Origin of the sequence: Streptomyces sp. S3(2020) (assembly GCF_013044505.1) — a bacterium.
Lineage (GTDB): Bacteria > Actinomycetota > Actinomycetes > Streptomycetales > Streptomycetaceae > Streptomyces.
In genome coordinates this window covers 1-23274 of the sequence record NZ_JABERD010000007.1, presented here as the reverse complement: position 1 = coordinate 23274, position 23274 = coordinate 1, and the positions used below count along the sequence as shown (strand labels likewise).

Genomic DNA, 23274 nt, shown 5'->3' with positions numbered 1-23274 from the left:
GTGCCGCCGCCCCCATCCACCGACCGAACCGGAGCCGCGGCGCCGGCCCGCCCGGGCCGACCGGCAGGCGGCCCCCCCCGCCCCCGACGTCCGGAAGCCGCCGTACCGAAGTACGACGGCTCCCGGACCGCCGGACGGCGGTGTCACCCGTGCCACGACCTCCACAGCGACGCGTACGCCCCGTCCGCCGCCACCAGCTCGTCGTGGCTGCCCAGCTCGCTGATGCGGCCGTTCTCCACGACCGCGATGACATCGGCGTCGTGGGCGGTGTGGAGCCGGTGTGCGATGGCGACGACCGTGCGGCCGTCGAGGACACGGGACAGGGACCGTTCCAGGTGCCGGGCCGCGCGCGGGTCGAGGAGGGACGTCGCCTCGTCCAGGACCAGCGTGTGCGGGTCGGCCAGCACCAGGCGGGCCAGCGCGATCTGCTGGGCCTGGGCCGGGGTGAGGGCCAGCCCGCCCGAGCCGACCTCCGTGTCCAGCCCCTCGTCCAGGGCCCGCGCCCAGCCGTCCGCGTCGACCGCGCCCAGCGCCGCCCACAGCTCGGCGTCGACGGCGGAGGTACGGGCAAGGAGCAGATTGTCGCGGAGCGAGCCCACGAAGACGTGGTGCTCCTGGTTCACCAGGGCCACATGCGAGCGGACCCGCTCGGCCGGCATCCGGGACAGTTCCGCACCGCCCAGGGTGATGCGGCCGTCCCGGGGCGCGTAGATCCCGGCGAGCAGTCTGCCCAGGGTGGACTTGCCCGCCCCGGACGGGCCGACCAGGGCCAGCCTCGTGCCCGGGGCGACCTCCAGGGACACCTTGCGCAGCACGTCCACGCCCTCCAGGTAGCCGAAGTGCACTTGGTCCGCGTGCACCTCGCGCCCGTCGGGACGCACCGAGTCGTCACCGGCGTCCGGCTCGACGTCCCGGACGCCGACCAGCCGGGCCAGCGACACCTGGGCCACCTGGAGCTCGTCGTACCAGCGCAGGATCAGCCCGACCGGGTCGACGAGCATCTGCGCGATGAGCGCACCGGTCGTCAGCTGACCGACGTCGATCCAGCCCTTGAGGACGAACACACCGCCGACCATCAGGACCGAGGAGAGGATCAGCACGTGGGCGACGTTGATGAACGGGAAGAGCACCGACCGCAGGTAGAGCGTGTAGCGCTCCCAGGCCGTCCACTCCTTGATCCGCTGCTCCGACAGTTCGACGCGGCGCGCACCGAGGCGGTGTGCCTCGACGGTGTGCCCGGCGTCCACGGTCTCGGCGAGCGCGGCGGCGACGGCCGCGTACCCGGCGGCCTCCGAGCGGTAGGCGGACGGCGCCCGCTTGAAGTACCAGCGGCACCCGACCACCAGCACCGGCAGAGCGAGCAGCACGGCGGCGGCCAGCGGCGGCGCGGTGACGACGAGCCCGCCGAGCAGCAGGACCACCCACACCACACCGATCGACAGCTGGGGCACGGCCTCGCGCATCGCATTGGCCAGCCGGTCGATGTCGGTCGTGATCCGGGACAGCAGATCACCCGTGCCGGCCCGTTCCAGGACGCCCGGCGGCAGCCCGACCGACCGCACCAGGAAGTCCTCGCGCAGGTCGGCCAGCATCCGCTCGCCGAGCATCGCGCCGCGCAGCCGTACCTGCCGTACGAACACGGCCTGGACGACGAGCGCGAGCACGAACAGCCCGGCGGTCAGCTCCAGATGAAGGTCACGGGCCTCCTCCGAGACCCGCTCCACGAGCCCGCCGAGGAGCCACGGCCCCGCCATCGACGCCACCACGGACACCGTGTTGACGGCGATGAGCAGCAGGAAGGCACGGCGGTGCCGGCGGAACAGCTCGGTCACATAGGCGCGTACGGTCGAGGCGCCTCCGACGGGCAGGGTGTTCGCCGTCGTCGGGGCCGCCGGGTCGTACGCCGGTGGCGCCACGCCGATCATGCCGTCTCCTCGATCTCTTCCAGTACGCCCGACAGGGCGTGGTCGTCTTGGGTGTCCTCGGTGTCGTCGGTGGGTTCGGTGGGTTCGGTCTCGCGGGTCACGACCGCGCGGTACCGGGGTTCCTTGTGCACCAGTTCGCGGTGCACACCCACGGCCACGACCTCGCCCTCGTGCACCAGCACGACCCGGTCCGCGCGGTCCAGGAGCAGCGGCGACGAGGTGAACACCACGGTCGTGCGGCCGGAACGCAGGGCGCGTACGCCGTCGGCGATCCGGGCCTCGGTGTGCGAGTCGACGGCGGAGGTCGGCTCGTCCAGGACCAGCACCTCGGGGTCCGTGATCAGCGACCGGGCCAGGGCGAGCCGCTGGCGCTGGCCGCCCGACAGGGAGCGCCCGCGTTCGGTGATCCGGGCGTCCATCGGGTCCTCGGCGCCGAGCGAGCCCTGGACCAGGGCGGCCAGGACATCCCCGCACTGCGCGGCGTCCAGCGCGCCACGAGGGTCGACGTCACCCGAGGCGGGCACGTCGAGCAGTTCGCGCAGCGTGCCGGACAGCAGGACCGGGTCCTTGTCCTGGACGAGGACGGCGGTCCGCGCGACGGAGAGCGGCAGCTCGTCCAGCGGTACCCCGCCCAGCAGTACGGACGTCGCCTCCTCGGAGGGGTGGCCGCCGAGACGCTCCGCCAGCTGTCCCGCCACGTCCGGGTCGCCGCACACCACGGCGGTGAGTCGGCCGGAGGGCGCGAGCAGACCGGTCACCGGGTCGTACAGGTCTCCGGACGGCGCGTCACCGGCCAGCGAACCCTCCTCGGACGTGGCGCGCTCCAGCGACAGCACCCGCGCGGCCCGGCGGGCCGACGGACGCGAGAAGGAGTACGCCATGGCGATCTCCTCGAAGTGCCGCAGCGGATAGGTGAGGATCATGACCGAGCTGTAGGTGGTGACGAGCTCGCCGATGGTGATCCGGCCCTCGCGGGCCAGCCCGACGCCGTACCAGACCACCGCGATCAGCAGCAGCCCCGGCAGCAGCACCTGGATCGCCGAGATCAGGGACCACATGCGGGCGCTGCGCACGGCGGCATGGCGCACCTCCTGCGAGGCGCTGCGGTAGCGGTCGAGGAAGAGCTCCTCGCCGCCGATGCCGCGCAGCACCCGCAGTCCGGCGACCGTGTCCGAGGCCAGCTCGGTGGCGCGGCCCGCCTTCTCCCGCTGGAAGTCGGCACGCCGGGTGGCGCGGGGCAGCAGCGGAAGTACGGCGACCGCGAGGACCGGCAGGCCCACGGCGACCACGACGCCGAGCGCCGGCTGGTAGACCACCAGGCCCACGCAGACGATCACGATGGTGAGCGCCGCGGCGGTGAACCGGGAGACGGCCTCCACGAACCAGCCGATCTTCTCGATGTCGCCCGTGGAGACGGCCACGACCTCACCGGCCGAGACCCGCCGGGTGAGCCCCGAGCCCAGCGAGGAGGCCTTGCGGGCCAGCAGTTGCTGGACACGGGCGGCGGCGGTGATCCAGTTGGTGATGGCGGTGCGGTGCAGGAAGGTGTCGCCGATCGCGTTGCCGGCGCAGGCCAGCGCCAGCAGCCCGCCCGCGAGGGCGAGCCGGCTGCCGGAGCGGTCGACGACGGCCTGCACGGCGACGCCCACACAGAACGGCAGGGCGGAGACGGACACGAAGTGCACCAGTCCCCAGGCCAGGGACTTGAGCTGTCCGCCCAGCTGATTCCGGAAGAGCCACCACAGGAATCGGGGACCCGAGCGCGCGTCCGGCACACCCGGGTCGGGATACGGAAGGTCGTGAATCTGCATGACGGATGACGTCCCAGTGGCTCGTGTCAGGGGGTGGAGGGACCGCGGACGGCGGTAGCAAACCGTGAAAGGTTCGCGTCATCGCGTGGTCGGAGGCAAACGGTTTTCCGGCCGGACGGACGCGATCGTGACGGTTGTCCGGATGCGACCGTGACGGTTGTCCGCATGTGACCGTGGCGGCCGGACGGATGCGACCGCGCCGGTTGTCCGGATGCGACCATGGCGGGGTGTCGAGCGATGTACGACGTGCGGTGGCCTGCGGGATCCTCCTGGCGGCCCTGGCCGCCTGCGCGAGCCCCCGGACCGACCCGGTGAGATCCGCCGAGAGACCCGCCGCGAGGCCCGCGACGGCCGCCGCCCCCACCGGTGTCCCGGACGTCGGCGACCGTCTCCGGCGGCTGATCCCCGACGACTCCGGCCAGGTCGTCGCGGTCTACGGCGACGGCAGGAACTCGCCCGACTCCACAGTCGTCCTCTTCACGAAACGCGGCTCCGTCTGGGAACGCACCCGCAGTTGGCCCGCGCACAACGGCAAGAAGGGCTGGACGACCGATCACCGTGAGGGTGACCGGCGCAGCCCCGTCGGTGTGTTCACCCTCACCGACGCGGGCGGCGTCCTGAAGGACCCCGGCTCGAAACTCCCCTACACCCGCTCCGCCGCCTTCGCCGCCCCGCGCTGGTGGGCCGAGTCCCACTGGCACGACTTCGACTACGTCATCGCCATCGACTACAACCGGGTCAAGGGCACCCCGCCTAACGACCCCACCCGGCCCGGGGGCGATGCCAAGGGCGGCGGCATCTGGCTGCACATGGACCACGGCAGCGGTACGTCCGCCTGCGTCAGCCTGTCCAGACCGGCGATGCGGTACCTGCTGCGCACGCTCGACCCGGACCGGCATCCTGTGGTGGTGATGGGGGACAGGGCCGACCTGGCGAGCTAGCACTCGCGGGGGAGGCCTCATTGCGGAGGGCGCCCAACTCGCCGTAGAACACCGGCCATGAAGAGACGGATCATCATGTCCATGCTCGCCGGAGCGACCCTCCTGGCGAGCACCCTCCTCGGGGCGGCACCCGCCCGATCGGCCGACGGGCCGGCCTCGTCCGCCGACGTCCCGGCGGAGTTCGGCTCCGACTGGCACGACCCCGTCACCGCCGCCCCGCCCGTCACCAAGCCCTCCGGCAAGTCCTGCGAAGTCACCCTCGCCGAGGCGCAGTTCCGTGACTTCACCCCGTACAAGGGCGTCTACACCCCGCCCGACGGCTGCGGCGACCGCTGGAGCAAGGTCGTGCTGCGGCTGGACGGCAAGGTGAAGGGACGTCAGTACGACCGGCTCGGCTATCTGCACGTCGGCGGGATCGAGATCTTCCGTACGTCGACCCCGCAGCCGTCACCCGACGGGATCGAGTGGTCGGTCGAGAAGGACGTCACGCGCTACAGCGACACCCTCCGCGGCAGCCACGACGTCGAGATGCTCATCGGGAACGTCGTCGACGACACGTACACCGGCGTCATCGACGTCAAGGTCACCCTGACCTTCTACGCCGGCCGCCCCGCCACGACCCCCGACCGGGTCCTCACCCCAACCGACGGCACCCTCACCACCCCGCGCAACAGCGAACGCATCGTCGCCGAGGTGTACGCCACCGGATCCGGCGGCGGCTGCGAGGAGTACTGGTATCTCACGGTGCCCGAGGAGGCGCCGTACTCCTGCAAGGCGACGGGCGGTCCGTACCGCGAGGTGCAGATCAAGGTCGACGGCCGACTCGCCGGAATCGCCGTGCCGTTCCCGCACGTGTGGACCGGCGGCTGGTCCAACCCCTTCCTCTGGTACGTCGTTCCGGGTCCGCGCGCCTTCGACATCAAGCCGATCGAATACGACCTGACGCCGTTCGCCGGGATCCTCAACGACGGCCGGCCCCACCGCGTCGAGGTCGATGTCGTCGGCGTCCCCGAGGGGCAGACCGGCTGGAGCGCCCCCGTGAACGTCCTCGTCTGGCAGGACGCGAAGAGGGAGCACGTCACCGGTGGGCTCACCACGCACACCGTCGGCGACCTCGCCAACTCCTCGGCGTACACCCCCGGTTCGGAGCACCGCCTGGACACCGAGGGCGCGCACCGGCTCACCGTCGCCGGATACGTCGACACCTCGCACGGCCGTGTCACCACCACCGTCCGGCGCGCGCTCACCAACACCTCCACGCACCGCTGGACCGACGGCGAGAACTTCGACGCGCTCCGGGCCGACTGGGGGGACGACGAGTCGGTCACCGTCGACGGACGGGGCCCGGCCCGCACGACGCGCACCCAGCGGACGTACACCATGGACGGCACCACCACGCTCGGTACGGACGACCGGCTGCGGACCGTGCTGACGCTCGGCGACCGGGCCACGGCCACCGTCACGCACGACGGCCGCCGAACAGCCTGGTCACGGCTCGACGACACCTACACCGGCGACGCCACCTGGACGGTCAACGTCCCGCGCGACCAACGGCACGCGGTCGGTACGACGAGCGAGCGCTACCGGCTGTACGGATCGGACGGCTGCCACGACCGCTCCCTGACCACCGTGCAGGGGGTGCTCACCGAGGACCGCCGAGGCTGCAGAGGCCACTGAGGGGAGTTGTGTGCGATGCGTCACTCGGGGAGTGATTTACGCGGCTGAAACACGTCGGTTTCGCGGGAGATCAACGGCGCCTTCACAGTGATCGCCAGTGATCGCCACGGAAGCCGCTTTCCGTATCGCAGAAGTCTCAGATCGTCCCCTTGAGGCCTCTGTGCATCGACGTCCCCCACAAGGAGTGCCCGTGCCGCCGTCCGTCCCGTCCCTGCCGCGACGCGTCGCACGCATACTGCGTACCTCACTCTTCGCCCAGGTCGCCGTCGCCCTGGTCCTCGGCATCGTTGTCGGAAAGCTCTGGCCCGACTTCGCCTCCGACCTCCAGCCGCTCGGCGACGGCTTCACCCGGCTCATCAAGACGATCATCTCGCCGCTCGTGTTCTGCGTGGTCGTCGTCGGTATCGCCAAGGCCGGTGACCTCAAGGCCTTCGGCCGGATCGGGCTCAAGGCCCTGATCTGGTTCGAGGTCGCGAGCACCCTCGCCCTGATCATCGGTCTCCTCGCGGCCAACGTCGTCCAGCCCGGCTCGGGGATGAACGTCGACCCGGCCACGCTGAACAGCGCGGCGGTCGACGCGAAGACCGGCGGCGGCTCGCTGCCCTCGACGACCGAGTTCGTCGTCAACGCGATCCCCACCAGTTTCATCGGCGCCTTCGCCGAGAACGAACTCCTCCAGGTGCTCATCCTGGCCTGCCTGGTGGGGGCCGCGCTGCTCCACCTCGGCCACACCAAGGTGCCGAAGGTACTGCCCGCCATCGAGCAGGCCCAGGAGATCATCTTCGCGGTCGTCGGCTTCATCATGCGCCTCGCCCCGATCGCGGTGTTCGGCGCGATGGCCGTCCTGATCGGCCAGTACGGGCTCGGTGTCATCGAGACCTACGCCAAGCTGATCATCCTGTGCTACGCGGCCGCGGCGTTCTTCATCGCCCTTCTCGCCGTCGCCCTGAAGGTGGTCACCGGGCTCAGCCTCTGGAAGTTCCTGCGCTACATCCGCGAGGAGATGCTGCTCGCCCTCGGTACCGCGTCCACCGAGTCCGTCATGCCGCGTGTCATGCAGAAACTGCGCAAGGCCGGCGCCCGTGACGACGCCGTGGGCCTGGTGCTGCCGACCGGCTACTCCTTCAACCTCGACGGGGCCTCGCTCTACCTGTCCATCGGCACGCTGTTCATCGCCCAGGCGGTCGGCGTCGACCTCAGCCTCGGCCAGCAGATCACCGTGATCCTGGTGCTGATGCTGACCAGCAAGGGCATGGCGGGCATCCCCGGCTCGGCCTTCCTCGCCCTGTCCGCGACCGCCTCCTCGCTGGGCGCGATCCCGGCCGGAGCCGTCGCCCTGCTGCTCGGCGTGGACCGCATCATGGACTCGATGCGCGTCGTGACGAACCTGCTCGGCAACTGTGTCGCCGTCTTCGCGGTGTCCCGCTGGGAGGGCGCGCTGGACCTGGACAAGGCGAAGAAGGTACTGGACGAGGGGAAGCCCGAGTCCGAGTCCGGGCCTGAAGACGCAGACGCAACCGTCCCTGCCCAGAAGACCAAGGAGACCGCCTCCGAGGCGAGTTGACCCCAGCACCCATAGAAGAAGGCCGCGGCTCCTTGCCGCAGCCTTCTTTCATGCTCTCACTTTCACGCTCTCAACACGGCTTCCCCGGCTCGGGCACCGTCCCGTCCACCAAGGTGTCCAGCAGTCCGCCCAGCACCTCCCGCTGTTCCACCGTCAGCGGCGCCAGAATCTCCGCAGCGGCAGACCTCCGAGCCCCCCGCAGCTCCCGCAGCGCCTTGTGCCCGTCGTCCGTGAGCTCGATCCGGATGACCCGCCGGTTGGTCGGATCCGGCACCCGCCGCACCTTGCCGCTCGCCTCAAGACCGTCGACCAGTGACGTCACCGCGCGCGGCACGACCTCCAGCCGCTCGGCCAGATCGGCCATGCGCGGCGGCGAGCCGTAGTGCGCGAGCGTGCGCAGCAGCCTCGACTGGGCAGGGGTGACGCCCAGGCCGCTCTGCTCGATGTGCCGCTTCTGGATGCGGTGCACACGCCGAGTGAACCGGAGCAGCTGCTCGGCGAGCGGGCCGTCGGAATCGGGGGTGGTCATACGGGAACAATAACAGGACCATCTTCATTGTGAGTATAGGTAACAATGAGCTAAGGTCCGTAAGTCCCTCACGACGAGACTCCCGAAGGAGCCCATGCACCCCGACAACGCACCCACCCGGCCATCGCCCGGCGGCTCCGAGGAGCAGCCCCGGCAGGTGCGCCGCATCCTGAAACTCTTCCGCCCCTACCGCAGCCGCCTCGCCGTCGTCGGCGTCCTCGTCGGCGCCGCGTCGCTGGTCTCGGTCGCCACGCCCTTCATGCTGAAGGAGACGCTGGACGTCGCGATCCCCGAGGGCCGCACCGGGCTGCTCAGCCTGCTCGCGCTCGGCATGATCCTGAGCGCCGTGCTGACCAGCATCTTCGGCGTCCTGCAGACCCTGATCTCCACGACGGTCGGCCAGCGCGTCATGCACGACCTGCGCACCGCCGTCTACGACCGCCTCCAGCGCATGTCGCTCGCGTTCTTCACCCGCACCCGCACCGGCGAGGTCCAGTCCCGTATCGCCAACGACATCGGCGGTATGCAGGCGACCGTCACCTCCACCGCCACCTCGCTGGTCTCCAACGCCACGAGCGTGGTCGCCACGATCGTCGCGATGATCGCCCTCGACTGGCGTCTGACCGTCGTGTCCCTGCTTCTGCTGCCGGTCTTCGTGTGGATCAGCCGCCGCGTCGGCAACGAACGCAAGAAGATCACCACCCAGCGCCAGAAGCAGATGGCCGCGATGGCCGCCACGGTCACCGAGTCCCTCTCGGTCAGCGGCATCCTCCTCGGCCGCACCATGGGCCGCTCCGACTCGCTCACCCAGGCCTTCTCGGACGAGTCCGAGCGCCTGGTCGACCTCGAGGTCCGCGCGAACATGGCCGGCCGCTGGCGCATGGCCGTCATCACGATCGTCATGGCCGCGATGCCCGCCGTCATCTACTGGACCGCGGGCCTCGCCCTCCAGACGGGCGGCCCGGACGTCTCGATCGGCACGATCGTCGCCTTCGTCTCGCTCCAGCAGGGCCTGTTCCGCCCGGCCGTCAGCCTCCTCGGCACCGGCGTCCAGATCCAGGCCTCGCTCGCGCTCTTCCAGCGCATCTTCGAGTACCTCGACCTGCCGATCGACATCACCGAGCGCGAGAACCCGGTCCACCTCGACACCATCAAGGGCGAAGTCCGCCTGGAAAAGGTGGAGTTCGGATACGACAACAACGATGGCAAGGGCGCCGCCATCCTCGACGGTATCGACATCACCGTCCCCGCGGGCGGCAGCCTCGCCGTCGTCGGCCCGACCGGCGCCGGGAAGTCGACGCTCGGCCACCTGGTCCCGCGGCTGTACGACGTGACGGGCGGCCGCGTCACCCTCGACGGGATCGACGTGCGCGACCTCGACTTCGACACCCTCGCCCGCGCGGTCGGGGTCGTCTCCCAGGAGACGTACCTCTTCCACGCCACCGTCGCCGACAACCTGCGCTTCGCCAAGCCCGACGCCACCGACGAGGAACTGCACGCGGCGGCGAAGGCGGCCCAGATCCACGAGCACATCGCCGGCCTGCCCGACGGCTACGACACGGTCGTCGGCGAGCGCGGGCACCGCTTCTCCGGTGGCGAGAAGCAGCGCCTGGCCATCGCCCGGACGATCCTGCGCGACCCGCCGGTCCTGATCCTGGACGAGGCGACCAGCGCCCTGGACACCCGCACCGAAGCGGCCGTCCAGGACGCCATCGACGCCCTGTCCGCCAACCGCACCACGCTCACCATCGCGCACCGGCTGTCCACCGTCCGCGGTGCCGACCAGATCGTGGTCCTGGACTCCGGGAGCGTGGCCGAGCGCGGTACACACGAGGAACTGCTGGAGAAGGACGGACGGTACGCCGCCCTCGTACGCCGGGATGCTCAACTGGAACCGACAAGCTGAAAATATGCCGGGTTTGGCATGATATGGGGGTTACCGTGCCCGCATGTACCAGAACACTCCGTCACGGAGCTCGATTCGACTGACCCGCCGGGGCCGCCTCGTCCTCATCGCGACCGGGGCCGTCGTGGCCGGCACCGCCGTGGCGGTGCCGCTGCTGGGCCTGGACAGCGACAAGGACGCCAAGCCCACCTCGCTGGTGATCCCGGAGGGCTGGCGCGCGAGCCAGATCTACGACGCCGTCGACAAGGTCCTCGTCCGCCCGGCCGGCACCACCAAGAAGGCCCTCGCCAAGGCGAACCTGAAGCTGCCGAACGACGCCGAGGGCAACCCGGAGGGCTATCTCTTCCCGGCGACGTATCCGCTGAACGACAAGACCACGCCCGAGTCGCTGCTGACGTTCATGGCCGACACGGCCCACCAGAAGTTCAACGGCGCCCCGATCGCCGCCGGTGCCCAGCGCAACGCCATGAACGTCTACCAGGCCGTCACCATCGCGAGCATCGTCCAGGCCGAGGCCGCCTCCAAGGCCGACATGGGCAAGGTGGCCCGGGTCGTCTTCAACCGCCTGGAACGCGGGATGCCTCTCCAGATGGACTCCACCATCAACTACGCCCTCAACCGCTCCACGCTCAGGACGAGCGAGGCGGACACCCGTATCGACAGCCCTTACAACTCGTACCAGCGCATGGGCCTGCCCCCGACCCCGATCGACAACCCGGGCGAGGAGGCCGTGCGCGCGGCGATCACCCCGACGCCCGGTGACTGGCTGTACTTCGTCACGGTCAAGCCGGGCGACACCCGCTTCACGGCCAGCTACGAGGAGCACCTGCGCAACGTGGCCGAGTTCAACGCCCAGCAGAAGAGCGGCAGTTCAGCCGCCTCACCGCAGCCGGCGAAGTGACCCCGCGGGACGTCAGACGGCGACCGGTTCCCCTTCCAGCAGCCGCCTGATGTCCCGTACGGCCGCACGGCCCGCCCGGTTGGCGCCGATGGTGCTGGCCGACGGGCCGTAGCCGACGAGGTGGATCCGGGGGTCGGCGACCGCCCGCGTCCCCTCGACGCGGATCCCGCCGCCCGGCTCGCGCAGCTTCAGCGGCGCCAGATGGTCGACGGCGGCCCGGAATCCGGTCGCCCACAGGATGACGTCGGCGTCCGCGCGCCGCCCGTCGCTCCACTCCACACCGTCCGGAGTGATCCGGTCGAACATGGGCCGGCGATCCAGGACCCCGTCCTCGATGCCCTGCCGGATCGCGTCGTTGAGCGGCAGCCCGGTCACCGAGACCACGCTCTTCGGCGGCAGCCCCTGCCGTACCCGCTCCTCGACGAGCGCGACGGCCGCCCGGCCCACGTCCTCGCTGAACGGACCCTCGCGGAAGACCGGCGGGCGCCGTGTGACCCATGTGGTGGAGGCCGCGTACGGGGCGATCTCCAGCAGATGCTGGGTGCCCGACGCACCCCCGCCCACCACGACCACCCGCTGCCCGGCGAACTCCTCGGGCCCGGGGTACTGCGCGGTGTGCAACTGCCGCCCCCGGAACGTCTCCTGACCGGGATAGCGCGGCCAGAAGGGCCGGTCCCAGGTGCCGGTCGCGTTGATCAGCGCCCGGGTCGCCCAGGTCCCGTCGGAGGTCTCGACGAGCAGACGTCCGTCCGTGCCCTCCCGCACCGCGTGCACATCGACCGGCCGCCGCACCCGCAGGCCGAAGGTCCGCTCGTAGGTGTCGAAGTACTCGGTGATCACCTCGGAGGACGCCCGTGAGGGATCGGCGCCGGTGAGCTCCATGCCCGGCAGCGCGTGCATCCCGTGCACTTTCCCGTACGTCAACGAGGGCCACCGGAACTGCCAGGCGCCGCCCGGGCCGGGGGAGTGGTCGAGCACCACGAAGTCACGGTCCGGCTCGAAACCCGTGCGGCGCAGGTGATAGGCGCTGGAGAGACCTGCCTGACCAGCGCCTATGACGACGACCTCGGTGTTGTTCACGTTTCTACCAACAGGGGTCGCGCCCAGGATCTTCCCGCCGCCCCTCCCCGCTACTCCTCCCCGCGTGCCGACGTCGTCGACGGCGGCAGGTCACCGTTGAAGCGCGTGTCCACGAAGTCCGCGAAGTCGACCTTCTTCGGGATCAGCTTCAGCTCGGTGAAGGTGTCGGCGATCTCCTGCTCGGAGGCGATCAACGGCTTGTCCACCGCGACCGAGATCCGCGTGGAGTTGGTCTGCTTCACCGAGGCCAGCGCGACCTCGTAGGGCAGTCCGGTGTCCTTCGCCCACACCTTGGCCCACTCCTCCTGATGGTCGTACACCCACGCCGTGGCCCGCCGCAGCCGCTCCAGATAGTCCTTGATCGCGGCGGTCTTCTCCTTGTCCCGCAGCGCGGCGGGCGCCGCGACCTGGAAGGCGAGCCCGTTGGTGATCCCGTCGCCGGTGGTCAGGACCCGGCCCTGCTTCGCCTGGAGGATCTGGGAGGTGTACGGGTCCCAGACCGCCCACGCGTCGACCTTGCCGGAGGTGAACGCGGCGAGCGCGTCGGCCGGCTGGAGGTACTTGACGTCGACGTCACTCAGGCTCAGGCCTGCGGCTTCGAGGGAGGCGACGAGCTGGTAGTGGGCGGAGGAGCCCTGGGCGACGGCGATGGACCTGCCCTTGAGCTGCTCGGGCTCGGTCAGCTCGGAGTCGTTCGGCACCAGGAGGGCGTCGCCCTTGGACGTGCCGTGGAAGGCGGCGACCACCTTGATCTTCGACCCGGCGCCCGCGGCGAACACGGGCGGCGTGTTGCCGACCCCGCCGATGTCGACGGCCTCGGCGTTGACGGCCTCCAGCAGGGGCGGACCGGAGGTGAAGGTCGACCACTTGATCTTGTAGTCCAGGTCGTCGAGTTCACCGGCGGCCCGCAGGATCGCCTCCGAACCACCCTTCTGGTCGCCGACGTCGAGCGTCAGGGAGCCCTTGCCGTCGGTGTCCGTGGAGGTGCTGGCCGACGAGTTCCCGCCGCAGGCGGTGAGCAGCAGGGCGAAAGGAAGGGCGAGCGGGAGGAGCAGGGCGGCGGGGACGCGGCGTCGTCGCATGGGGGTCCGTTTCTGTTTCTCGCGAGGTCGGTCAGGCGGCTTCGGCGGCGGTGTCGACGCCGAGCCGTTCCAGCAGGGCGCCGCGGATCTCCGCGAAGCGCGGGTCGGTGATGTCGCGAGGCCGGTCGAGGTCGATCCGCTCCTCGTGGGCGATGACCCCGTCGTCCATCACCAGGACGCGGTCGGCGAGCAGTACGGCCTCCTCGACGTCGTGCGTGACGAGCAGCACGGCGCAGCCGCGGCGCTGCCACAACTCGCCCACCAGACGCTGGGCCTTGATGCGGGTGAGCGCGTCCAGCGCGCCGAACGGCTCGTCCAGGAGCAGGAGATCGGGTTCGCGGACCAACGCCCGTGCCAGGGAGGCGCGTTGGGCCTCGCCGCCGGAGAGGGTCTTGGGCCAGGCGTCGGCGCGATGGCTCAGCCCGACTTCCTCCAGGGCCTTGTCGGCGACCTGGCGTCCGGGCTTGCCCGGCAGCCCGAGCAGGACGTTGCGCCACACCTTCTTCCACGGCATCAGCCGGGGTGCCTGGAAGGCGACGGCCTTGCGGCGCGGCACCAGGACGGTGCCCTCGATCTCCCGGTCGAGGCCGGCGAGGATGCGCAACAGGGTGGACTTGCCGCAGCCGCTGCGGCCGAGAAGGGCCACGAACTCGCCGGGACGGACGTCGAGTTGGAGGCGGTCGATGACGGCACGGCCGTCGAAGGAGCGGGTCAGCCCCTCGACGCGCACCGCGTGTGCGGCCGTCACCGGCCGGTGAACGTCGGTCGCCATTGCAGCAGCAGCCTTTCGAGGGAGCGGACGATGAAGTCGGCGAGCAGGCCGAGGAAGGCGTAGACGATCAGGCAGACCACGATCACGTCGGTCCGCAGGAAGTCCCGCGCCTGCACCATGAGGAACCCGATCCCGGAGTCCGCGTTGACCTGCTCGGCGAAGACGAGCGCGAGCCACGCGATACCGAGGGAGTAGCGCAGGCCGGTCAGGGCGCCGGGCAGCGCCCCCGGCAGGACGACATGCCGTACCAGCCCCCAGCGCGAGAGGCCGAGGGACTCACCGGCCTCGATCAGCTGGGCGTCCACGCCGCGGATACCGGCGTAGACGTTGAGGTAGAGCGGGAAGGTCACACCGAGCGTGATGATCGCGACCTTGGGCGCCTCGCCGATGCCGAACCAGATGATGAACAGCGGGATGAGACCGACGAACGGCACCGTCCGCAGCATCTGCACAGGGGCGTCCACGAGGTCCTCGCCGATCCTGAACAGGCCCGAGACGAGGGCGAGTCCGGTGCCGACGAGGGTGCCGAGGACCAGACCGGCGGCGACGCGCTGGAGCGAGACGGTCATGGCGGAGGCGAGCGAACCGTTGGAGACCAGATCGCCCGCGACCTGCGCGATACGGCCCGGTGAGGCGAGTACGTCGGATGCCAGCACACCTGTGGCGCTGAGGACTTGCCACAGGAGCAGCAGGAGGAGCGGGCCGGTGGTGCGTCGCAGCCAGCGGGGGACGCGGGTGCGTCGGGAGGAGGCGGGGACGATGGGTTCGAGGTCCAGTGGGGCATCCGACTCGGAGTTAACCGAAATATCGGGTTCGTGGGGGTGTGGTGGGGCATGGCTGATGCTCATGAGTGCTCCACGGAGGGGAGGACGGCCGTTGAGGGGAGTGGGGGGACCGCGACCGTGTGCCGCCGCCTCAGGCGTGCACCGGGGTCAGGGGTGCGCGCGGATCAGACGTGCGGGCAGGGGCGGAGCGCAGGGCGCGAGGGGGTGCGGGAAAAGGGCGTCAGCAGCCGCGGCGACACGCGGCGGAGGCCACCCGCAGCAGGTCGATGTGACCGCGCGTGGTGAGCAGGGCTGAACGCAACATGCGGCCGAAAGTAGCGAGATGGCGTGGCCATGGTCAATGGCGTCTCGCGGAGTGGACCATCCGTATCAGCCACCGGGCGGCCGGTCGCGCGTGGCGCCGTGCGCATGGGCGAGGATGGGCGCATGCCAGACGCCTTCACCACACGGGTCCTGAACGTCGCCTCCGGCTCCACGGAGCGGGTCGTCGACCTCACCGCCGACTGCGAGGCCTTCCTGCGGGAGGCGGCCGCCGACCGCGACGGCCTCCTCAACATCTTCGTCCCGCATGCCACCGCGGGCATCGCGATCATCGAGACGGGCGCCGGCAGCGACAACGACCTCCTCGCCGCCCTGCACACCCTCCTCCCCTCCGACGACCGCTGGCAGCACCGCCACGGCAGCCCGGGCCACGGCCGCGACCACGTCCTCCCCGCGTTCGTACCACCCCACGCGACGCTGCCGGTGGTGGGCGGGCGGCTGGAACTGGGGACCTGGCAGTCGGTGTGTCTGGTGGACACGAACAAGGACAACCCGCAGCGAAAGGTCCGCTTCTCCTTTCTGGCCGGCTCCTGACGCCGGTGCCGGTCTTCGCCTGTCCGCCGCAGGTCCCGGTCAGTACACGGACAGCCCGTAGGCGCTGAGGGCTTCCTGGATCGGCTGGTAGAACGTGGTGCCGCCCACCGTGCAGTTGCCGGAGCCGCCGGAGAGGATGCCGATGACCTTGTCGCCGGCGTAGAGGGGGCCGCCGCTGTCGCCGGGCTCGGCGCAGATGTTGGTCTGGATCAGACCGTGAACGACGTCTCCGCTTCCGTAGTTGACGGTCGCGTTGAGCGCGGTGACCCTGCCGCAGTGGACGCCGGTGGTCGCTCCCCGACGGCAGACGCTCTGGCCGACGTAGGCGGTCGCGGTGCCGGTGATGTCGACGGATCCGATGGAGCCGGGGTGCGGTACGGCCGGGTTGGTGTACCGGACGATCCCGAAGTCGTCGCCGGGGAAGCTGGTGGCGGTGGTGGAACCGATCGTGGTGGTCAGGGCGGAGCCGGTGTACCAGGTGGTCGCGCCCTCGGTGCAGTGGCCCGCGGTGACGAAGTAGTACGTCGATCCGCTCTGCACATTGACCCCGGCCGAGCAGCGCCAACCGGCCGTGTAGATGCCGTCGCCGCCCGAGAGGAGCGTGCGGAGCCGGCCGTCGAGCTGTTCGAGGCTCACGGCATCCGCGAAACGCCCGGTGGCGCGGCGGAGTTGGGCCAGGTCGGCCTCGGCGACCGTGGAGTCGGCGAGAACCCGCAACGTCCCGGTGCGCTCGTCGACCGCCCAACTCGTCCCCGCGATTCCCAGGGAACCGACGGCCGAGGCCGCGTCGGACACCGTGGTGGCGGCCGTGGGCTCTGCGGCCGCGCCGGCGTCGGACACCGCGAGAGCGGTCACGACGAGCAGGCTCAGCACCGAGGCGATCAGCCGTGGACGTCTGTTCGTGGTACGGCGTGCTCTGATCACCGAAGTCTCCCCGAGGTCGGTAGGTGGGGTTCGCAGCGGGCCCGAAGGGTCATCGGGCGTGCTGTACTTCCGTGCCGTGGTGGGACGCGGCCCCAGTGTGCCCGGCGGCGCCCGGCGAGGACAGACGGTCGTCGGCCGACCTGGAGCCGGGGTGTCAGGCGGAGTCGGTGAGGTGTTCGAGCAGCAGATGGTTCAGCGCCTCGGGCGCCTCCTCGGGGATCCAGTGGCTGACGCCGACGAGGGTCTCGAACCGGTACGGCCCCTTCACCCACTGCGCGGTCTCCCGCGCGGCCGCCGGTCCGAACGCCGTGTCCGCCGTGCTCCAGACGTACAGCGTGGGTACGTCGACGACACCGATGGCGTGTTCGGGGCGGCCGGACCGGTACCAGTTCAGCGCCGCCGTGAGCGCGCCCGGTCGGGACAGCTGCCGTACGTAGGCCTCGGCACTGGTCTGCGGGACCTTGCCGGCGTAGAAGGCGCGCAGCCTCTCGGCGTCATGGGCCAGCATCTGGTTCTCGGTCGCGGGCGTCTCGCGCCAGTCGAGCATGTAGCGCGACCGTGTGCGCTGGTCCTCGTCGGTGCGCAGGGCGTCGGCGAGGGCGCGGGGGTGCGGGGTCGAGACGACCGTCAGTGTGCGTACACGGGCGGGGTGGGCATCGGCGGTCCACCAGGCCACCGCGCCTCCCCAGTCGTGGCCGACCAGGTCGAACGTCGTCCAGCCCAGTCGCTCCGTGAGCGCGACGACGTCGTCGACCAGGACGTCGACGCGGTAGTCCTCGGGCCGCTCGGGGCGGACCCCGGGGGAGTAGCCGCGTTGGTCGGGCGCGACGACGCGGTAGCCGTGCGCGGCCAGCGTCGTGATCTGGTGCCGCCACGCCAGCCTCGTCTGCGGGAAGCCGTGCAGGAGCAGTACCGGGCGACCGTCCGGCGGCCCCGCCACGGTGGCGTCGAACGCACCCGCGGAAGTGGGGATGCTCAGCTCGGTCACGGCCGACTCCTTCATACCGACTGGTCGGTCAGCCTTCTGTCGTGGAGCCGGAATGTCAAGACCGAGGGCCTTCGCCCGGGAGCGAGGGCGAGGGCGGGAGCGAGGTCGTCGTCGAGTGCGGGGGCGCCGTCGAGGCGCGGACGATGAGGTCGATCGGCGGGGCGCTCGTCGGCAAAGGGGCGGCGCCCGGGTTCTCGATGGCGTGCACCAGACGCTCCAGGCCCTCGTGTGCCACGGCGTCGAAGGGCTGCCGCACCGTGGTCAGTGGCGGAGTGACGTAGGCGGCGACCGGAATGTCGTCGAAGCCCACCACGGCGACGTCGTCGGGCACATGCCGCCCGGCCTCCGCCAGCGCGCGGATCAGCCCGATCGCCATGTCGTCGTTGGCGGCGAACACGGCGGTCACGTCGGGGATCCGGGCGAACTCCCGTCCGGCGGCGTATCCGGACGCGGCCGACCAGTCGCCCTCGACGACAGGGGGTACGTCCCTCCCGTGCGAGGTCAGGGTGGTCCGCCACCCCTCCAGCCGGTCCTGGGCGGCGAACCACCGCTGCGGGCCCGCCAGGTGATGGACCGTCACATGGCCGAGTCCCAGCAGGTGTTCGGTGGCGGCGCCGGCCATCAGATCGGCACCCCGGCCCGCGGTCAGCACCGCCGGTGAGCTGAGCGGCGGCGGCGGAGCGCCGATGACGAGGACCGGGACGTCGACACGGAGGGGTTCGGCCTCGCCGCCGCCCTGCTCGTCGATCGGCTCGGAGATCACGATGCCGTCCACGCCCTGGTCGAGGAGCGAGTCCACGGCACCGGCGAGCCCGCCCGGGTCGCCCTCCACGGTGTTGACCACGCGCAGCGCGTACCCCGTGTCCCGGACGACCCGTTCGACGCCCATGAGGAGGGACGCGGGCCCGTACAGCGCGGTGCCGAGCGTGATCACACCGATCGAGCGCGTCCGTCCCGACGCCAGCGCCCGGGCGGCGTTGTTGCGCCGGTAACCGAGCTGCTCCGCGGCTTCGAGGACGCGTCTGCGCGCCTCGGCGGAGACATAGGGCTCTTCGTTGAAGACCCTCGACACCGTCTTCTGGGAGACCCCGGCGAGACGCGCCACATCCACACTGTTCGGCGCCGCGGAGCTGCCGCTCCGTCCCGTGCCTCGCTTCATGGTGTCTCCCGGTGACCACAAGATCGAGCCGCAATGATGTCAGACGCCCTCGCCCGACCGCGTGGACGTCGTACCGGCGGAGGACCCGGCGGCCCGGACATGTACTGCGGTTTCAGTAGAGGGTCCTCCGGATGCGGTGGTCGGCAGTGCCAGTAGCCGCACGACGACGGGAGGGGGTCCGCCACGACAGCCTGATCGGGTAAACGAGAGCAGATGCGGAGTTCCCTGACGTGGCTACTTTTCTGTATCGACTGGGCCGGCTGGCCTTCCGGCGGCGCGGTTACGTCGCCTTGATATGGCTGGCGGTGCTGACCGCCGTCGGCCTGGGTGCCCTCCAGGCGCCGGGCGCCTCCGACGAGGAGTTCTCGATGCCGGGCATCGAGTCGCAGAAGGCGTACGACCTGATGCAGGAGCGCTTCCCCGGAGCCGCCGCCGACGGCGCCACCGCCCGGGTGGTGTTCGTCGCCCCCGACGGGCAGAAGGTCACCGCGACCGCCACCAGGCAGGCGATCGAGGAGACGGTGACCGCCCTCGGTGACGGCTCGCAGGTGGCCGGCGTCGCTGATCCCTTCGAGACGAAGGAGGTCAGCAAGGACAGTACGACCGCCTACGCCACCGTCACCTACAAGGTGACGTCGTCCGAGGTCACCGACGCCAGCCGGACGGCGGTGGACAAGGCCGCCGACCAGGCCCGCGAGAGCGGCCTGACCGTGGAGACGGGCGGCAGCGCCATGGACAGCGGCGGCGGGCCCGGCGGGGTCGCCGAGATCATCGGCATCGCGGTGGCCGCCCTCGTCCTGCTGATCACCTTCGGCTCGCTGGCCGCCGCCGGACTGCCGCTGCTGACGGCGATCCTCGGCGTCGGCGTCAGCATGTTCACCATCACCATGCTGGCCGAGGCGTTCGGACTGTCCACGAGCACCGGCACCCTGGCGATGATGCTGGGCCTCGCGGTCGGCATCGACTACGCGCTGTTCGTCGTCTCCCGCTACCGCGAGGAGCGCGACAAGGGACACGCGCCGCAGGAGGCGGCCGGTCTCGCGGTCGGTACGGCCGGTTCGGCGGTCGTCTTCGCGGGCCTGACCGTCGTCATCGCGCTGGCCGGCCTGACGGTCGTCGGCATTCCGATGCTGACGAAGATGGGCCTGACCGCCGCCGGTGCCGTGGTCGTCGCCGTGGTCATCGCCCTGACCGTCGTGCCCGCACTCGTCGGCTTCTGGCCGAACGCCGTGCTGTCGGGCGCGGCCCGCAAGGGCGCCGGGCGGGCCGCGAAGCCGCGGGCCCGGAGCGGGAACAGGAGCAGGGTCCTGCTCGTGAAGCGCGTCGTCGCCGGGAAGAGGACCGTCGCGGGCCGGCGGGTCTCGACCGGCGGCCCGACGCCGGCCGGGACCGGGACGCCCGACGCGGCTGCTCCGGCCGGGACCACGGCATCCGACGCGGCTGCCCGGGCCGGGACGGGATCCGGCGACAACCGTGGGACCCGCTGGGCCCGGTTCGTACTGCGCCGCCCGATCCCCGTCCTGCTGCTGGGCGTCGTGGGCCTCGGCGCCCTCGCGATCCCGATGACCCAGTTGCAGCTCGGCATGCCCGGCGACGAGGCCAAGTCCACGTCCACCACCGAGCGCCGCGCCTACGACGCCCTCGCCGAAGGTTTCGGCCCCGGCTTCAACGGGCCGCTCACCATCGTGGTCGACGCCCAGGGGACCGACGACGCCAAGGCCGCGGTGAACGCCGTCCACCAGGAGATCACCGACACGAAGGGCGTCGTCTCGGTCGCCGCGCCCCGCTTCAACGAGGCCGGGAACACGGCCGTGTTCACCGCGACACCGGCCACCAGCCCGACCGACGACAGGACCAAGACCCTCGTCAAGACCATCCGGGGCGAGCGCCCGGGCATCGAGTCGGCGACCGGCGCGTCCTTCGAGGTCACCGGTACCACCGCGCTGAACATCGACATCGCGACGAAGGTACAGGCCGCGCTGGTGCCGTATCTCATCACCGTCGTCGGTCTGGCCGTCATCCTCCTGCTGGTGGTCTTCCGGTCCCTGCTCGTCCCCCTCAAGGCGGCGCTCGGCTTCCTGCTCTCGGTCCTCGCGGCACTGGGCGCGGTCGTCCTGGTCTTCCAGCAGGGGCACGGGGCGAGCATGTTCGGGGTGGAGCAGACCGGTCCGATCATGAGCCTGATGCCGATCTTCCTGGTGGGCATCGTCTTCGGCCTGGCCATGGACTACGAGGTCTTCCTCGTCTCGCGGATGCGCGAGGCGTACGTCCACGGCGAACCGGCCGACCAGGCGATCGTCTCGGGGTTCCGGCACAGCGCCCGCGTCGTCGTGGCCGCCGCGCTCATCATGATCGCCGTCTTCGCGGGCTTCATCGGGGAGAGCGACTCCATGATCAAGATGATCGGTTTCGGCATGGCCACCGCCGTGCTCCTGGACGCCTTCGTCGTCCGGATGGCGATCGTGCCCGCCGTCCTCGCCCTGCTGGGCGACCGGGCCTGGTGGCTGCCGACGTGGCTGGACCGGTGGCTGCCCCGGGTCGACGTGGAGGGCGAGGCCCTCACCCGGAACCCGGTTCCCGAGACGGCGGACCGGGACTGCGACCCGGACGACGAACCGGTCGGGGCGCGCGTCTGACCGGGACGACCGTCCCTCCCAGGGCTGCCCGTGGCGAAGGTCACGGGCAGCCCGCACGCCGTACGTCGTCCACCATGGGCTCAGGCCCCGACCCTCGGAGAGACAGATGACCACCAGCCCGGAGCGCCCCGCGGGGCTTCGGCACACCGCCACGGACATCCTCCTGGTCCTGGGCCTGGTCGGCTGTGTGTCGCTGGGCGCCACGATCACCATCCCCGGCCTGAGCCAACCGGAGGAGGACTGGCCCGCCGTCGCCCTCGCGGCGGTCTCCTGCCTGGTCCAGCTGAGGGCGCGCAGGTATCCGCGGGCCGCCCTGGTGGTCTGCGCGGGCTGCACCGTGGCCACCGTGGCCCTGGGCTTCGTGCTGACACCGCTGCTGCTCGCCCCGCTGATGATCTCCCTGTTCTGGCTGGCCACCGGCACCGACGCCAGGACCTCGTGCGCGTGGGGCGCCGCGACCATCGCCGTGGTGGTCACCACCTCCGTGGCCGACCAGCCGACCACCGACATGATCGTGCTGCGCACGGTCGGACCCGTGCTGTGGCTCATGCTGCCCCTGGTCGGAGGCAGCCGGAACCGCCTGCGCCGCGCCTATCTGGAGTCCGTGCACGCACGCGCCGCGTACGCCGAGCACACCCGCGAGGAGGAGGCCCGGCTGCGGGTCGCCGAGGAGCGGCTGCGGATCGCCCGCGAACTCCACGACGTCGTCGCCCACCACATGGCCGTCGCCAACGCCCAGGCCGGCACCGCCCGCCACCTGGCCCCCACCCATCCCGAACAGGCGATGAAACTGCTCGACGAGCTGACCGCCACCACGTCCTCCGCGCTCCTCGAACTCCGCGCCACGGTAGGGGTGTTGCGTCAGATCGGCGACGACTGCGACGCCGACTCCCTGGAACCCGCCCCCGGCCTGGACCGCCTCCCCGAGCTGATCGCGACCTGCGAGAGCGCCGGCGTCGAGGTCACCGTCGTCACCGAGGGCGAGCCCCGGCCGCTGTCACCCGGCGTGGACCTGACGGCATACCGGATCATCCAGGAGGCCCTCACCAACGTCACCAAGCACGGCGCGGGCACCGGGGCGAGCGTCCGGCTGACCTACTCGGACTCCCGTGTGCTGATCTCGGTCACCAACGAGGCGGTGGCCACCACGTCGTCGGTCCCGGGCGGAGGTTACGGTCTGATGGGCATGCGTGAGCGCGCCCACTCCATCGGAGGCGATCTGCACGCCGGCCCTCGCCCCGAGGGCGGCTTCGAGGTCGCCACCGCGCTGCCGTTGCACCCCCGCGCCCCGGACGAGAACGAGGCAATCCTGTGACCATCCGCGTCCTGCTCGCCGACGATCAGGCCCTGCTGCGGGGCACGTTCAGGCTGCTGATCGACTCCTGCGCGGACATGGAGGTGGTCGGCGAGGCCGCCAACGGCCAGGAGGCGGTGGACCTCGCCCGCACCCACCGCCCCGACATCGTCCTGATGGACATCCGCATGCCCGGCACGGACGGCCTCGCCGCCACCGCCACGATCTGCGACGACCCCGGACTGGCCGGCACCCGGGTGCTGGTCCTCACCATGTTCGAGACCGACGAGTACGTGGCCAAGGCGCTGCGCGTCGGCGCCAGCGGATTCCTCGGCAAGTACGTCACCACCGACGCCCTCCTCGCCGGCATCCGCACGGTGGCCGCGGGCGAGGCCCTCCTCTCACCCGCCGCCACCCGCGCCCTCATCACCCGCTTCCTCACCGC

The 23274-nt window shown here is 71.1% G+C and carries 19 protein-coding genes; 9 read left to right on the top strand and 10 right to left on the bottom strand.

From position 1 onward, the window contains the following. Positions 1 to 143: 143 nt before the first annotated feature. Together HLK59_RS04225 and HLK59_RS04220 are read right to left on the bottom strand one after the other, a co-directional pair. Positions 144 to 1925, bottom strand: a complete 1782-nt coding sequence (locus tag HLK59_RS04225) for an ABC transporter ATP-binding protein (protein WP_171139837.1) — start codon at positions 1923 to 1925, stop codon at positions 144 to 146. Continuing rightward, on the bottom strand, positions 1922 to 3736 hold the full coding sequence (locus tag HLK59_RS04220) for an ABC transporter ATP-binding protein (protein ID WP_171139836.1): 1815 nt from the start codon (positions 3734 to 3736) through the stop codon (positions 1922 to 1924). Before HLK59_RS04220 ends, HLK59_RS04225 begins: the two co-directional genes overlap by 4 nt. 227 nt (positions 3737 to 3963) lie before the next feature. Between HLK59_RS04220 and HLK59_RS04215 the strand changes: the two genes are divergently transcribed. The 3 genes from HLK59_RS04215 to HLK59_RS04205 all read left to right on the top strand — a co-directional run bounded on the left by HLK59_RS04215 (position 3964) and on the right by HLK59_RS04205 (position 7918). Further along, positions 3964 to 4677 carry a L,D-transpeptidase family protein gene (locus HLK59_RS04215; protein WP_346779645.1) on the top strand — a complete coding sequence of 238 codons (714 nt, stop codon included), beginning with the start codon at positions 3964 to 3966 and terminating at the stop codon, positions 4675 to 4677. 57 nt (positions 4678 to 4734) lie between these two features. Next, on the top strand, positions 4735 to 6354 hold the full coding sequence (locus HLK59_RS04210) for a peptide-N4-asparagine amidase (protein ID WP_171139835.1): 1620 nt from the start codon (positions 4735 to 4737) through the stop codon (positions 6352 to 6354). A 190-nt stretch (positions 6355 to 6544) separates the two neighbouring features. Beyond that, entirely contained in the window at positions 6545 to 7918 is a 1374-nt protein-coding gene (locus HLK59_RS04205) for a cation:dicarboxylase symporter family transporter (RefSeq protein WP_171139834.1), read from the top strand. Positions 7919 to 7988: 70 nt separating this feature from the next. Here HLK59_RS04205 and HLK59_RS04200 read toward each other — a convergent pair whose 3' ends face one another. Continuing rightward, positions 7989 to 8447, bottom strand: coding sequence for a MarR family transcriptional regulator (locus HLK59_RS04200; RefSeq protein WP_171139833.1), 459 nt, complete (start codon positions 8445 to 8447; stop codon positions 7989 to 7991). 94 nt (positions 8448 to 8541) lie between these two features. Here HLK59_RS04200 and HLK59_RS04195 point away from each other — a divergent pair, with 94 nt between their 5' ends. Together HLK59_RS04195 and mltG are read left to right on the top strand one after the other, a co-directional pair. Then, complete coding sequence (locus HLK59_RS04195) at positions 8542 to 10353, top strand: ABC transporter ATP-binding protein (protein WP_171139832.1); 1812 nt, start codon at positions 8542 to 8544, stop codon at positions 10351 to 10353. A 43-nt stretch (positions 10354 to 10396) separates the two neighbouring features. Beyond that, positions 10397 to 11254, top strand: coding sequence for an endolytic transglycosylase MltG (mltG, locus tag HLK59_RS04190; protein ID WP_171139831.1), 858 nt, complete (start codon positions 10397 to 10399; stop codon positions 11252 to 11254). 12 nt (positions 11255 to 11266) lie between these two features. Here the strand turns inward: mltG and HLK59_RS04185 are convergent, their stop codons facing one another. The 4 genes from HLK59_RS04185 to HLK59_RS04170 are packed head-to-tail and all read right to left on the bottom strand — an operon-like array spanning position 11267 to position 15036. After that, positions 11267 to 12334: an NAD(P)/FAD-dependent oxidoreductase gene (locus HLK59_RS04185; RefSeq protein ID WP_171139830.1), complete on the bottom strand. Its 1068-nt coding sequence runs from the start codon at positions 12332 to 12334 to the stop codon at positions 11267 to 11269. Between the two features lie 50 nt (positions 12335 to 12384). Next, positions 12385 to 13416, bottom strand: coding sequence for an ABC transporter substrate-binding protein (locus HLK59_RS04180; RefSeq protein WP_171139829.1), 1032 nt, complete (start codon positions 13414 to 13416; stop codon positions 12385 to 12387). A gap of 31 nt (positions 13417 to 13447) precedes the next feature. Further along, entirely contained in the window at positions 13448 to 14188 is a 741-nt protein-coding gene (locus HLK59_RS04175) for an ABC transporter ATP-binding protein (RefSeq protein ID WP_171139828.1), read from the bottom strand. Further along, positions 14161 to 15036: an ABC transporter permease gene (locus tag HLK59_RS04170; RefSeq protein ID WP_171139827.1), complete on the bottom strand. Its 876-nt coding sequence runs from the start codon at positions 15034 to 15036 to the stop codon at positions 14161 to 14163. The genes HLK59_RS04175 and HLK59_RS04170 overlap by 28 nt, the downstream gene beginning before the upstream one ends. Positions 15037 to 15399: 363 nt before the next feature. Here HLK59_RS04170 and HLK59_RS04165 point away from each other — a divergent pair, with 363 nt between their 5' ends. Continuing rightward, complete coding sequence (locus tag HLK59_RS04165) at positions 15400 to 15828, top strand: YjbQ family protein (protein ID WP_171139826.1); 429 nt, start codon at positions 15400 to 15402, stop codon at positions 15826 to 15828. Positions 15829 to 15867: 39 nt separating this feature from the next. Here HLK59_RS04165 and HLK59_RS04160 read toward each other — a convergent pair whose 3' ends face one another. From HLK59_RS04160 to HLK59_RS04150, 3 genes are all read right to left on the bottom strand, one after another. Next, positions 15868 to 16752: a trypsin-like serine protease gene (locus HLK59_RS04160; RefSeq protein WP_171139825.1), complete on the bottom strand. Its 885-nt coding sequence runs from the start codon at positions 16750 to 16752 to the stop codon at positions 15868 to 15870. 154 nt (positions 16753 to 16906) lie between these two features. Then, entirely contained in the window at positions 16907 to 17740 is an 834-nt protein-coding gene (locus tag HLK59_RS04155) for an alpha/beta hydrolase (RefSeq protein ID WP_346779644.1), read from the bottom strand. 55 nt (positions 17741 to 17795) lie between these two features. Then, positions 17796 to 18899 (bottom strand): LacI family DNA-binding transcriptional regulator, encoded by a 1104-nt coding sequence (locus HLK59_RS04150; RefSeq protein ID WP_171139823.1) that lies wholly within the window; start codon positions 18897 to 18899, stop codon positions 17796 to 17798. 230 nt (positions 18900 to 19129) lie between these two features. Here HLK59_RS04150 and HLK59_RS04145 point away from each other — a divergent pair, with 230 nt between their 5' ends. The 3 genes from HLK59_RS04145 to HLK59_RS04135 all read left to right on the top strand — a co-directional run. Then, positions 19130 to 21535 (top strand): MMPL family transporter, encoded by a 2406-nt coding sequence (locus HLK59_RS04145; protein ID WP_171139822.1) that lies wholly within the window; start codon positions 19130 to 19132, stop codon positions 21533 to 21535. Between the two features lie 106 nt (positions 21536 to 21641). Then, the gene (locus HLK59_RS04140) at positions 21642 to 22850 is read left to right on the top strand and encodes a sensor histidine kinase (RefSeq protein ID WP_171139821.1); all 1209 of its coding nucleotides are present in this window, start codon (positions 21642 to 21644) and stop codon (positions 22848 to 22850) included. Further along, a partial coding sequence (locus HLK59_RS04135) for a response regulator transcription factor (protein WP_171139820.1) occupies positions 22847 to 23274 on the top strand: 428 nt, incomplete at its 3' end. The genes HLK59_RS04140 and HLK59_RS04135, both read left to right, overlap by 4 nt.

Excerpts from the sequence above, each read along its gene's own strand:
- HLK59_RS04225 (WP_171139837.1), bottom strand. The coding sequence starts at position 1,925 with ATGATCGGCGTGGCGCCACCGGCGTACGACCCGGCGGCCCCGACGACG.
- HLK59_RS04220 (WP_171139836.1), bottom strand. The coding sequence starts at position 3,736 with ATGCAGATTCACGACCTTCCGTATCCCGACCCGGGTGTGCCGGACGCG.
- HLK59_RS04210 (WP_171139835.1), top strand. The coding sequence starts at position 4,735 with ATGAAGAGACGGATCATCATGTCCATGCTCGCCGGAGCGACCCTCCTG.
- HLK59_RS04200 (WP_171139833.1), bottom strand. The coding sequence starts at position 8,447 with ATGACCACCCCCGATTCCGACGGCCCGCTCGCCGAGCAGCTGCTCCGG.
- HLK59_RS04195 (WP_171139832.1), top strand. The coding sequence starts at position 8,542 with ATGCACCCCGACAACGCACCCACCCGGCCATCGCCCGGCGGCTCCGAG.
- mltG (WP_171139831.1), top strand. The coding sequence starts at position 10,397 with ATGTACCAGAACACTCCGTCACGGAGCTCGATTCGACTGACCCGCCGG.
- HLK59_RS04180 (WP_171139829.1), bottom strand. The coding sequence starts at position 13,416 with ATGCGACGACGCCGCGTCCCCGCCGCCCTGCTCCTCCCGCTCGCCCTT.
- HLK59_RS04175 (WP_171139828.1), bottom strand. The coding sequence starts at position 14,188 with ATGGCGACCGACGTTCACCGGCCGGTGACGGCCGCACACGCGGTGCGC.
- HLK59_RS04170 (WP_171139827.1), bottom strand. The coding sequence starts at position 15,036 with ATGAGCATCAGCCATGCCCCACCACACCCCCACGAACCCGATATTTCG.
- HLK59_RS04165 (WP_171139826.1), top strand. The coding sequence starts at position 15,400 with ATGCCAGACGCCTTCACCACACGGGTCCTGAACGTCGCCTCCGGCTCC.
- HLK59_RS04150 (WP_171139823.1), bottom strand. The coding sequence starts at position 18,899 with ATGAAGCGAGGCACGGGACGGAGCGGCAGCTCCGCGGCGCCGAACAGT.
- HLK59_RS04140 (WP_171139821.1), top strand. The coding sequence starts at position 21,642 with ATGACCACCAGCCCGGAGCGCCCCGCGGGGCTTCGGCACACCGCCACG.